Here is a 9,960-nt window from a genome sequence, read left to right on the forward strand (position 1 = left end):
CGGCCTGCTCGCGCGCGCCTGGTCCAGTTCCTGGCGGATGGCATGGGTCTTCATCTGAGCGCCGGATTATCCCGGCCGCTCCCCGGGCGCCGCGTGAAGGCGGTAGCGGCAAATTGCCCGGTCCCCGGGGGGCGCGTCGCGGTTCGCCCTCGGGCTGGCGTGGAGGCAGATACATTGCAGCGCATGTCACGTTTCGTCACGCGTACGGTGTCCCGTGCTGGCCGGAGAATCCGGCCGGCGCTGTGGGCGCTCGCGTGGACGGCGGGACTGTGGTCGGCGCTGGCCTGGGGCTGGGACCAGGACCGGCTGACCGAATCGGCCGCGAAGCTGTCGCCCCGGACGCAGGCCGCGGTGAAGGCGATGATCCAGATGGCCGACCGCGCGGCCGCGATGCCGGACGAGCGCGACCGGCTGGCCGCGGTCAACGGCTTCTTCAACCAGCGGGTGGCGTTCCGCGACGACATCGAGGTGTGGGGCCAGATCGACTACTGGGCGACGCCGCTGGAGCTGCTGGACAAGGGCGCCGGCGACTGCGAGGACTACGCGATCGCGAAGTACATGAGCCTGCTGGCCGCCGGGGTGCCGCAGTCGCGGCTGCGGATGGTCTACGTGCGGGCGCAGTTCCAGGGGCGGCCCCAGGCGCACATGGTCCTGGCCTACTATGCGCAGCCGGAGGCGGAGCCCCTGATTCTGGACAATATCAATCCGGAGATCCGGCCCGCGTCGCTGCGGCCGGACCTCACGCCGGTGTTCAGCTTCAACGGCGAGGGCCTGTGGAGCGGCGTGGGCGCCACCACCGCGGGCAATCCGCTAGTGCGGCTGTCGCTGTGGCGCGACCTGCTGGCGAAGGCGAAGGCGGAGGGCTTCTGAGGGACCGGCGCGGCGCGGCGGGTCCCCCGGGAGAGGCCGGAGACGACAAGACGAAGGGCGACGGAGAATTCACGACATGTCCCTGATAAGACAAATCTGGTGCCTGGTCCTGGGCGCGGTGCTGGCGTCCGTGCTGGGCGGCGTGGCGGTGAGCACCTGGTCGCTGCGCGAGCTGCTGCAGACGCAGGCCCAGCTGAAGAACGCCGACAACGCCAATGCGCTGGCGCTGGCGCTATCGCAGCAGAAGGGCGACGCGGAGTTGATGTCGCTGCTGATCTCGGCGCAGTTCGACGCGGGCGCCTACGAAAGCGTGCGCTGGCGCGACGGCGGCGGGGCGCAGGTGTTCGAGCGGCACCTGGAGACGCCGCAGGTCGCGCATGCGCCGCGCTGGTTCGTGGCCCTGCTGCCGCTGGACGTGGCGCCGGGCGTGGCCAAGGTGTCGGACGGCTGGAAGGCGGTCGGCGAGATCGAGCTGCGCGGCCAGACCGGCTATGTCCACGAGGCGCTGTGGCGCGCGACCCTGAGCACGGCGAGCTGGCTGCTGCTGGTGGGCGTGGTCACGGGCGTGGCGGCGGCGATCGTGCTGTCGCGGCTGCGCCGGCCGCTGGACACGGCGGTGCGCCAGGCCGAGGGCGTGACGCAGGGGCGCTTCGAAACCGTGCTCGAGCCGCGCGTGCCGGAGATGCGCAAGCTGACCAGCGCGATGAACACGATGGTGGTGCGCACGCGGCAGATGTTCGAGGCCCAGGCCGAGCAGCTGCGCACGCTGCATCACCAGCTGCTGTGCGACGAGCTGACCGGGCTGTCGCACCGGCGGCAATTCGTGGCGGAACTCAATTCCGCGCTCGAGCGCGATGACGGTCCGCTGCGCGCCGGCCTGGTGCTGCTGCGGCTGAAGGACCTGCAGGGCCTGAACCAGCGGCTCGGCCATGGGGCGACCGACCAGGCGCTGGTGGCGATCGCGCAGGCGCTGCGTGTCTATCCGGAGCAGGTCCGCGGCTGCCTGGCAGGCCGGCTCAACGGCTCGGATTTCGCGCTGTGGCTGCCGGCGCCGAACGTGGTCGGCGACACGGCGCAGGCGCTGGCCGATGCGCTGCGGGCGGGCCTGCAGAACCTCGGTTCGGGCGTGGGCGTCGCGCTGGGCGCGGTCGAGCTGATGCGTGACCAGCCGATGAGCGCCTGGTTCGCCGCGGCCGACGCGGCGCTGGCCAAGGCCGAGCAGGGCGAGGGCGTCGTGCTGGAGCTGCGCGAGGCGCCGCCGTCGGACGAGGTCGCGCAGGGCGAGCGGGCCTGGCGCGCGCTGATCTCGGACGCGCTGGCGCAGCAGCGCAGCCGGCTGCTGGAGTTCCCGCTGATCGGCCGCGAGCGGCAGGTGCTGCACCTGGAATGTCCGCTGCAGCTCAAGCTCAATCCGGTCGGCGAGTTCGAGCCGGCCGCGCGCTGGCTGCCGCTGGCGCTGCGCCACCGGCTGAGCGCGGAGGCGGACCTGCAGGCGCTCGCGCTCGCACTGCAGGCCACGCAGCAGGACCAGCGCGCGCGCTGCGTCAACGTGGCGCCGGCCACGCTCAACGACGGCAGCTTCATCGCGCGGGCGCGCGAACTGGTGCAGGCGGCACCGGCCTCGGTGCGGCGCGCCATCGGCCTGGAACTGGCCGAGCCGGCCGCGGTGCAACACTTCGAGACGCTGCAGGAACTGGGCCGGCAACTGCGACCGCTGGGCGTCCAGCTCGGCCTGGAACACGCGGGCGCGGGACTGGCTCAAATTGATCGTCTTTTCCAGGCGGGTCTGGACTACGTGAAGCTGGACAGCTCGGTGGTGAGCGGGGTGTCGGCGGACGTGGCGCGCGCAGCCTTCGTGCGCAGCCTGGTGGTCATGCTGCGCAGCCTGTCGCTGAAGGTCTATGCCGAAGGCGTGACCGACGCGCTCGACGCGCAGGCGCTGTGGGATTGCGAACTCGACGGCATCACCGGTCCGTGGGCGTCCGCGCAGGAGATCAAGCCCTGACTGATCCAAGTCGGTGAAGCGCTTGACGGCCGTCAAGCGCTCTTGCCAAGCGATCTGAAGCTCTCAGAATGCGCGCCTTCCTCTTGTCGCTGAAAGATCAGGTGCAGAGTGTCCGCCGTTCTCCAACCCCTTGAACCGTTCATGCCGCGCGTCGATTTCCACGTCCAGATTGACGAGCAGATCAAGGCCCGCGTCGAGGCGCTCGCGAGCCGCCTGACGATCGACATGGACGAACTCGTCGAGTTCCTCGTCAAGCGCTGGGTCGAGCGCACGGATCCTGACGAGCCTGATGTGACCGAGCATGAAGTGCTCATGGAGCGCCAGGAAGACAATGGCGTCAAGGCCGCGTTGCGCGGCGACGTCGTCCCACGCGAGGAGCTCGCCGCCGAACGGGACGCCATGTTGGCCGAAGCGCGTCGGCGCCAAGGGCTCAGCTGATGTCCGCGGTGTGCAGCGGATAACCGCGGCCGCTGCGGCGGTCGTCGAAGAAGCGCTGCAGCGTTTCGCGGATGGTGTGGAACGCGATCTCGTCCCAGGGGATCTCGTGTTCGTGGAACAGCCGGGCCTCGAGCGTCTCCGGGCCCGGATCGAAGTCGGGGCTCAGCAGCCGGGCGCGGTAGAACAGGTGGACCTGACCGACGCGCACCACGTTCATCACGCAGTACAGGTTCTCGAGCTCGATCCGCGCGCCGGCCTCCTCGACCGTCTCGCGCTGCGCGCCCTCGGCCAGCGTCTCGCCCAGCTCCATGAAGCCGGCCGGCAAGGTCCACTTGCCCAGTCGCGGTTCGATCGCGCGCTTGCACAGCAGCACCTGTTCGCCCCAGACCGGCAAGGTGCCCACGACGTTCAGCGGGTTCTCGTAATGGATCGCCCCGCACTGCGTGCAGGTGGCCCGCTCCCGGTTGTCGTCGGCCGGGACGCGGTATTCGATCTGGCCGCCGCAGGTGGGGCAATGCTGGTAGCGCCGCGCTTGGAACATGGGGCGCAGTGTAGCGGCCTCCATCGCGGGCCCCCGTGGCATCATCGCCGGCCATGGAGCTCTACAACTACTTCCGCTCGTCGGCGTCCTACCGGGTCCGCATCGCGCTGGCGCTCAAGGGCCTGGACTTCGACTACAAGTCGGTGCACCTCGCGAAGAACGAGCAGTTCAATGAGTCGTACTCGGCCGTGTCGGCCTCGCGCCTGGTGCCGCTGCTCAAGGACGGCGATGCCGTCATCACGCAGTCGATGGCCATCATCGAGTACCTCGACGAGGTCCATCCCGAGCCCCCGCTGCTGCCCGGCGACGCGCTGTGCCGTGCCTACATCCGCGCGCTGTCCCAGGACATCGCCTGCGAGATCCATCCGCTCAACAACCTGCGGGTGCTGCGCTACCTGGTGAAGGAACTCGGCGTCGGCGACGACAACAAGACCCGCTGGTACCAGCACTGGGTGGAGAGCGGGCTGGCCGTGGTCGAGCAGCGCCTGAAGGCGGAGGGCCGCGCTGGCCGCTTCTGCTTCGGCGATGCGCCCACGATGGCCGATTGCGTGCTGGTGCCGCAGATCTTCAACGCCCAGCGCTTCGACTGTCGCCTCGACCACGTGCCCACGGTCATGGCGATCTTCGAGCACTGCATGTCGCAGGAGGCCTTTCGCCAGACGCAGCCCAGCGCCTGTCCCGATGCGGAGTGAGCCTGCGGGCGACGCGGCCATGAACTCCGTCGACGCGCCGCATCCCGACTGGCTGCGGCCCGACTGGGCCGCGCCCGACGTTGTCGCGTTCATGACCACGCGTGCTGGCGGCGTCAGCGGCGGCGCGGAGGGACCGGCCGAGCGGCGCGGCCTCGCCAGCCTGAACCTGGGCCGGTCGGTGGGCGACGAGCCGGCGCATGTCGCCGAGAACCGGCGCCGTGTCGCCGCCGCGATCGGCGCTCAGCCGGTCTTCCTGAAGCAGGTTCACGGGACCACGGTGTTGCGGCTGCGCGCCACGCATGCGGCGCCGGACGCCGACCCCGAGCCCGCCGACGCCGCCGTCAGCACCGATCCCGCGCTGGCCTGCGCGGTCATGGTGGCGGACTGCCTGCCGGTGCTGTTCGCCGGACCGGGCGTGGTCGGCGCCGCGCACGCGGGCTGGCGCGGCCTGGCCGGTGGGGTGCTGGAGAACACGGTCGCCGCCATGCGCGAGGCAACCGGCTGCGACGCCTGCGAGATCCAGGCCTGGATGGGCGCGGGCATCGGCCCGGCGCGCTTCGAGGTCGGCGCCGACGTGCTGGCGGCCTTCGGTGCCGAGCCGGTACACGCCGACCAGCCGCTGTTCCGCTTCGAGCCCAATGCGCAGGGCGAGCCGCGCTGGCGGGTCGATCTCTACGGACTGGCGCGGCGCAGGCTGGCGGCGCTGGGCCTGGACGCGATCAGCGGTGGCGGCTGGTGCACCTTGAGCGAGCCGTCACGATTCTTTTCGTTCCGCCACGAACGTGTCGATGGGCTGCGCAGCGGCCGCATGGCCGCCGTCATCCGGCTGCGGTGAGACCGGCGCGCGGGCCGCCGTGGCGGCTTCGTCGGCTTGATTCGCTTTCGTCGCTTGAGCCGCTTGCGCCGCGTCGTCGGCCTCGGCCCGCCGGCGCGCGGCGCGCCGCCGTGGCGTGCCCATCAGGTACATCACGATCGAGAGCGGCATCAGGCCGTAGAACACCAGCGTGACCAGCGCGCCGAGCACCGTGCCTTGCGGGCTGAAGGCCTCGGCCACGGCCATCATCAGCACCACATACATCCAGGCGATGGCCACCAGATACATCAGCAAATTCCTCGGGTCATCGGCGACATCATCGTCACGCGGGGGTAAGCTGAACGGGCTACAAAGCGCCTGAGCATATGCGAAGCGACCTCGGTGATCCTCGTGATCGGCTGTGGCAAGCTTCTTGCTCAAGTCGGCATGAGGAGACACATGAGCGCGAACAACGCCGCGGCCGGATTCCCCGGCGCATCGTTCCCCGGTTTCGAGCAGTGGGCCCAGCAGGCACAGCAGGCCGCGGCCGGCCTGTCACATGGATTCGGCGACGCCTTCAAGCAGCTGCAGGCCATGCAGGTCGCGCCAGACGCCTGGTCGCAGCTGCAATCGGACTATCTCCGCCAAGCCGGCGAGCTCTGGAACGCGGCGCTTGCCGAGTCCCACGCGAGCGATGGCGCACCGGCCTCCGGCGCCGCGCTGAAGGACCGCCGCTTCGCCGATGCCTCCTGGAACAACAACCGCCTGGCCCACTTCACCGCGCAGCTCTACCTGCTCAATGCGAAGACGCTGCAGCGCATGGCCGATCAGGTGCAGGGCGACGACAAGACCCGCGCCCGCGTGCGCTTCGCCGTGCAGCAGTTCATCGACGCGGCCTCGCCGAGCAACTTCCTCGCCCTCAATCCCGAGGCCCAGCAGCGCGCGCTGAACACGCAGGGCGAGAGCCTCGCCCGCGGCCTACAGCTGCTGATGGCCGATGTGCGGCGCGGCCATGTGTCGCAGACCGACGAATCGGCCTTCGAGGTTGGCCGCAACGTCGCGACGACCGAAGGCAGCGTGGTCTTCGAGAACGACTTCTTCCAGCTGCTCGAGTACAAGCCGCTCACCACGAAGGTGCATGCCCGGCCGCTGCTGATGGTGCCGCCCTGCATCAACAAGTACTACATCCTCGACCTGCAGCCGGAGAACTCGCTGATCCGCCACGCGGTCGCGCAGGGCCACCGCACCTTCGTGGTGAGCTGGCGCAACCCGGATGCGGACTGCGTGCACTGGACCTGGGACGACTACATCGGCCAGGCCGCGATCAAGGCCATCGAGGTGGTGCGTGAGATCGCAGGGACCGAGACGATCAACACGCTGGGTTTCTGCGTCGGCGGCACCATCCTGGCGACCGCGCTGGCGGTGCTGGCCGCCAGAGGCCAGCAGCCCGCCGAGAGCGTCACGCTGCTGACCACGCTGATCGACTTCAGCAGCAACGGCGTGCTGGACCTGTTCATCGACGAGCAGGCGGTGAAGCTGCGGGAGATGACACTGGGCGACCAGGCGGTGAGCGGCCCCGGCCTGCTCAAGGGCCAGGAGCTTGCGACGACCTTCAGCTTCCTGCGCCCGAACGACCTGGTGTGGAACTACGTCGTCGGCAACTACCTCAAGGGCGACGCGCCGCCGGCCTTCGACCTGCTGTACTGGAACGGCGATGCGACCAACCTGCCGGGCCCGATGTACTGCTGGTACCTGCGCCACACCTACCTGCAGAACGAGCTGCGCATCCCCGGCCGCCTGACCGTCTGCGGCGAGGCGATCGACCTCGGTCGGATCCAGGCGCCGGTCTACATCTACGGCTCGCGCGAGGACCACATCGTCCCCTGGGATGCCGCCTACCGCAGCACGCAGGTCTTCAAGGGCAAGCGGCGTTTCGTGCTCGGCGCGTCCGGGCACATCGCCGGCGTCATCAATCCGCCGGAGAAGAAGAAGCGCAGCCACTGGATCGGCAAGGGCACGGCGCTGCCGGCCGACCCTCAGCAATGGCTGCAGAACGCCACCGAGCATCCCGGCAGCTGGTGGCCCGACTGGTCGCAGTGGCTGGCCGGCCACGCGGGCCCGCTGAAGGCGGCACCGCGCGCGCCGGGCGGCCGCGGCCATGCGGCGATCGAGCCGGCGCCGGGCCGTTATGTGAAGCAGCGCGCGTGAGGCCGCCCGCGCCGCGTCCAGGAGTCATCACCTTCATCCCGCTGACATCCGCAGTTCAGCAGTTTCGAAAGAGGAGCGAGTCATGAGTTCACCGCAAGACATCGTCATCGTCGCCGCGGCACGTACGCCGATCGGCAAGTTCGGAGGGACGCTGTCGAAGATGCCGGCCAGCGAGCTGGGCGCGATCGTGATCCAGGAACTGCTGCGCCGCAGCGGCCTGCAGGGCGAGCAGATCAACGAGGTCATCCTCGGCCAGGTGCTGACCGCGGGCGTGGGCCAGAACCCCGCGCGCCAGGCGGTGATCAAGGCAGGCCTGCCGGTCACCGTGCCCGCGCTGACGATCAACAAGGTCTGCGGCTCCGGCCTGAAGGCCGTGATGCTGGCGGCGCAGGCGATCCGCGACGGCGACTCCGAAATCGTCATCGCCGGCGGCCAGGAGAGCATGAGCCTGGCGCCGCACGTGCTGCCGGGCTCGCGCGACGGCCAGCGCATGGGCGACTGGAAGCTCGTGGACACGATGATCGTCGACGGCCTGTGGGATGTGTACAACCAGTACCACATGGGCATCACCGCCGAGAACGTGGCCAAGGAGTACCACGTCAGCCGCGCGCAGCAGGACGAGCTGGCGCTGGCCAGCCAGCAGAAGGCCGCGGCGGCGCAGGACGCCGGCCGCTTCACCGCCGAGATCGTGCCGGTGACGATTCCGCAGAAGAAGGGCGATCCGGTCGTCTTCGCGGCGGACGAGTTCATCAACCGCAAGTCGACCGCCGAGGCGCTCGCCGGCCTGAAGCCGGCCTTCGACAAGGCGGGCTCGGTGACCGCCGGCAACGCGTCGGGCCTGAACGACGGCGCGGCCGGCCTGGTGCTGATGACCGATGCGAAGGCGAAGGCGCTGGGACTGACGCCGCTGGCGCGGATCGCGTCCTACGCGAGCGCCGGCGTGGATCCCAAGACCATGGGCATGGGCCCGGTGCCGGCGTCGCGCAAGGCGCTGGAGCGCGCCGGCTGGCAGGCCAAGGACCTGGACCTGCTCGAGATCAACGAGGCCTTCGCCGCGCAGGCCTGCGCCGTCCATCAGGAGATGGGCTGGGACCTGAGCAAGGTCAACGTCAACGGCGGCGCGATCGCGCTGGGTCATCCGATCGGCGCGTCCGGCGCCCGGATCCTGGTGACGCTGCTGCACGAGATGATCAAGCGCGATGCCAGGAAGGGCATCGCCAGCCTGTGCATCGGCGGCGGCATGGGCGTGGCCCTGTGCGTCGAGCGCTGAGCGCGGATTTCCTTTCGCGCGTCGTATCCGTTCCGACATTCCAGGCACCCCGGCCGCGGACGCGGCGGCCCGGCGGGCCCCTCAGGAGGCAAGCAAGATGAGTCAGAAAGTTGCATACGTCACCGGCGGGATGGGCGGCATCGGCACCGCCATTTGCCAGCGCCTCCACAAGGATGGCTTCAAGGTCATCGCCGGTTGCGGCCCCAGCCGCGACCATGCCAAGTGGTTGGGCGAGCAGTCCGCGCTGGGCTACACCTTCCATGCGTCGGTCGGCAACGTCGCCGACTGGGACTCGACCGTCGCGGCCTTCGACCGCGCGATCGCCGAGCACGGCAAGATCGATGTGCTGGTCAACAACGCGGGCGTGACCAAGGACCGCATGTTCCTGAAGATGACCCGCGACGAGTGGGACACCGTCATCGACACCAACCTGAACAGCATGTTCAACGTCACCAAGCAGGTGGTGCCCGGCATGGTGGACAAGGGATGGGGCCGCATCATCAACATCTCGTCGGTCAACGGCGAGAAGGGGCAGGCGGGCCAGACCAACTACTCGGCGGCCAAGGCCGGCATGCATGGCTTCACGATGGCGCTGGCGCAGGAACTCGCCGCCAAGGGCGTCACGGTGAACACGGTCAGCCCGGGCTACATCGGCACGGACATGGTCAAGGCGGTGCGCCCGGACGTGCTGGAGAAGATCGTCGCCGGCATCCCGGTCAAGCGCCTGGGCGAGCCGGAGGAGATCGCCTCCATCGTCGGCTGGCTGGCGGGCGAGTCGTCCGGGTTCACCACCGGGGCGGACTTCAGCTGCAACGGCGGCCTGCACATGGGGTGAGAAGGGACCGAGCCCAGTCCCGCGGACTGGGCTCCGCGGCGCGATCAGTCCTTCTTCATCAACACCAGCAGCTGCGACAGGCTCTGCGCCGCCGCCTGCAGCTTGGGCAGTCCCTGCTCGAGCAGCACCTGCGGCGGCGTCCGCGACGCATGGGTGCTGATGTTGATCGCCGCGACGACCTTGCCATCGCGGCCGGCGATCGGCGCGGCCACGGTCAGCACGCCGTCCTCGAGTTCCTGGTCCACCAGGCACCAATGCTGGCGCCGGGCCTGCTCGACCGCGGCGCGCAGCTCCTCCGGCGTGCGCAC

The 9,960-nt window shown here is 69.7% G+C and carries 11 protein-coding genes; 8 read left to right on the top strand and 3 right to left on the bottom strand.

What is annotated here, in order from left to right; genetic code table 11:
• Positions 1 to 183 precede the first annotated feature (183 nt).
• From FUT87_RS12650 to FUT87_RS12660, 3 genes are all read left to right on the top strand, one after another.
• On the top strand, positions 184 to 870 hold the full coding sequence (locus FUT87_RS12650) for a transglutaminase-like cysteine peptidase (RefSeq protein WP_091734197.1): 687 nt from the start codon (positions 184 to 186) through the stop codon (positions 868 to 870).
• Between the two features lie 76 nt (positions 871 to 946).
• Positions 947 to 2,875 carry an EAL domain-containing protein gene (locus FUT87_RS12655; protein WP_091734118.1) on the top strand — a complete coding sequence of 643 codons (1,929 nt, stop codon included), beginning with the start codon at positions 947 to 949 and terminating at the stop codon, positions 2,873 to 2,875.
• Between the two features lie 141 nt (positions 2,876 to 3,016).
• The gene (locus FUT87_RS12660; protein ID WP_147241243.1) at positions 3,017 to 3,313 is read left to right on the top strand and encodes a hypothetical protein; all 297 of its coding nucleotides are present in this window, start codon (positions 3,017 to 3,019) and stop codon (positions 3,311 to 3,313) included.
• Here FUT87_RS12660 and FUT87_RS12665 read toward each other — a convergent pair.
• Complete coding sequence (locus FUT87_RS12665; protein ID WP_147241244.1) at positions 3,306 to 3,854, bottom strand: NUDIX hydrolase; 549 nt, start codon at positions 3,852 to 3,854, stop codon at positions 3,306 to 3,308. The genes FUT87_RS12660 and FUT87_RS12665 overlap by 8 nt on opposite strands.
• 53 nt (positions 3,855 to 3,907) lie before the next feature.
• Between FUT87_RS12665 and maiA the strand changes: the two genes are divergently transcribed.
• Together maiA and pgeF are read left to right on the top strand one after the other, a co-directional pair.
• Positions 3,908 to 4,546, top strand: coding sequence for a maleylacetoacetate isomerase (gene maiA / locus FUT87_RS12670; RefSeq protein WP_147241248.1), 639 nt, complete (start codon positions 3,908 to 3,910; stop codon positions 4,544 to 4,546).
• Between the two features lie 19 nt (positions 4,547 to 4,565).
• A complete protein-coding gene (pgeF, locus tag FUT87_RS12675) occupies positions 4,566 to 5,381 on the top strand; it encodes a peptidoglycan editing factor PgeF (RefSeq protein ID WP_186830509.1) in 816 nt (271 codons plus the stop codon).
• Here the strand turns inward: pgeF and FUT87_RS12680 are convergent.
• Positions 5,301 to 5,780, bottom strand: a complete 480-nt coding sequence (locus FUT87_RS12680; protein WP_310735192.1) for a hypothetical protein — start codon at positions 5,778 to 5,780, stop codon at positions 5,301 to 5,303. The genes pgeF and FUT87_RS12680 overlap by 81 nt on opposite strands.
• Positions 5,781 to 5,798: 18 nt before the next feature.
• Between FUT87_RS12680 and phaC the strand changes: the two genes are divergently transcribed.
• The 3 genes from phaC to phbB all read left to right on the top strand — a co-directional run bounded on the left by phaC (position 5,799) and on the right by phbB (position 9,652).
• On the top strand, positions 5,799 to 7,547 hold the full coding sequence (phaC, locus tag FUT87_RS12685) for a class I poly(R)-hydroxyalkanoic acid synthase (protein ID WP_254783603.1): 1,749 nt from the start codon (positions 5,799 to 5,801) through the stop codon (positions 7,545 to 7,547).
• A gap of 82 nt (positions 7,548 to 7,629) precedes the next feature.
• Entirely contained in the window at positions 7,630 to 8,817 is a 1,188-nt protein-coding gene (locus FUT87_RS12690; protein ID WP_147241245.1) for an acetyl-CoA C-acetyltransferase, read from the top strand.
• Between the two features lie 97 nt (positions 8,818 to 8,914).
• Positions 8,915 to 9,652, top strand: coding sequence for an acetoacetyl-CoA reductase (gene phbB, locus FUT87_RS12695; protein ID WP_147241246.1), 738 nt, complete (start codon positions 8,915 to 8,917; stop codon positions 9,650 to 9,652).
• A gap of 44 nt (positions 9,653 to 9,696) precedes the next feature.
• On the opposite strand, the gene FUT87_RS12700 is transcribed toward phbB, so the two are convergent.
• On the bottom strand, positions 9,697 to 9,960 hold a 264-nt coding region (locus tag FUT87_RS12700; RefSeq protein ID WP_310735193.1), incomplete at its 5' end, for an IclR family transcriptional regulator C-terminal domain-containing protein.

The organism is Mitsuaria sp. TWR114, from assembly GCF_007997345.1.

What these genes read in the sequence shown, in the direction of transcription:
- maiA (WP_147241248.1), top strand. Translation starts at nt 3,908, where the DNA reads ATGGAGCTCTACAACTACTTCCGCTCGTCGGCGTCCTACCGGGTCCGC.
- FUT87_RS12660 (WP_147241243.1), top strand. Translation starts at nt 3,017, where the DNA reads ATGCCGCGCGTCGATTTCCACGTCCAGATTGACGAGCAGATCAAGGCC.
- FUT87_RS12655 (WP_091734118.1), top strand. Translation starts at nt 947, where the DNA reads ATGTCCCTGATAAGACAAATCTGGTGCCTGGTCCTGGGCGCGGTGCTG.
- phaC (WP_254783603.1), top strand. Translation starts at nt 5,799, where the DNA reads ATGAGCGCGAACAACGCCGCGGCCGGATTCCCCGGCGCATCGTTCCCC.
- pgeF (WP_186830509.1), top strand. Translation starts at nt 4,566, where the DNA reads ATGAACTCCGTCGACGCGCCGCATCCCGACTGGCTGCGGCCCGACTGG.
- FUT87_RS12665 (WP_147241244.1), bottom strand. Translation starts at nt 3,854, where the DNA reads ATGTTCCAAGCGCGGCGCTACCAGCATTGCCCCACCTGCGGCGGCCAG.
- phbB (WP_147241246.1), top strand. Translation starts at nt 8,915, where the DNA reads ATGAGTCAGAAAGTTGCATACGTCACCGGCGGGATGGGCGGCATCGGC.
- FUT87_RS12690 (WP_147241245.1), top strand. Translation starts at nt 7,630, where the DNA reads ATGAGTTCACCGCAAGACATCGTCATCGTCGCCGCGGCACGTACGCCG.
- FUT87_RS12650 (WP_091734197.1), top strand. Translation starts at nt 184, where the DNA reads ATGTCACGTTTCGTCACGCGTACGGTGTCCCGTGCTGGCCGGAGAATC.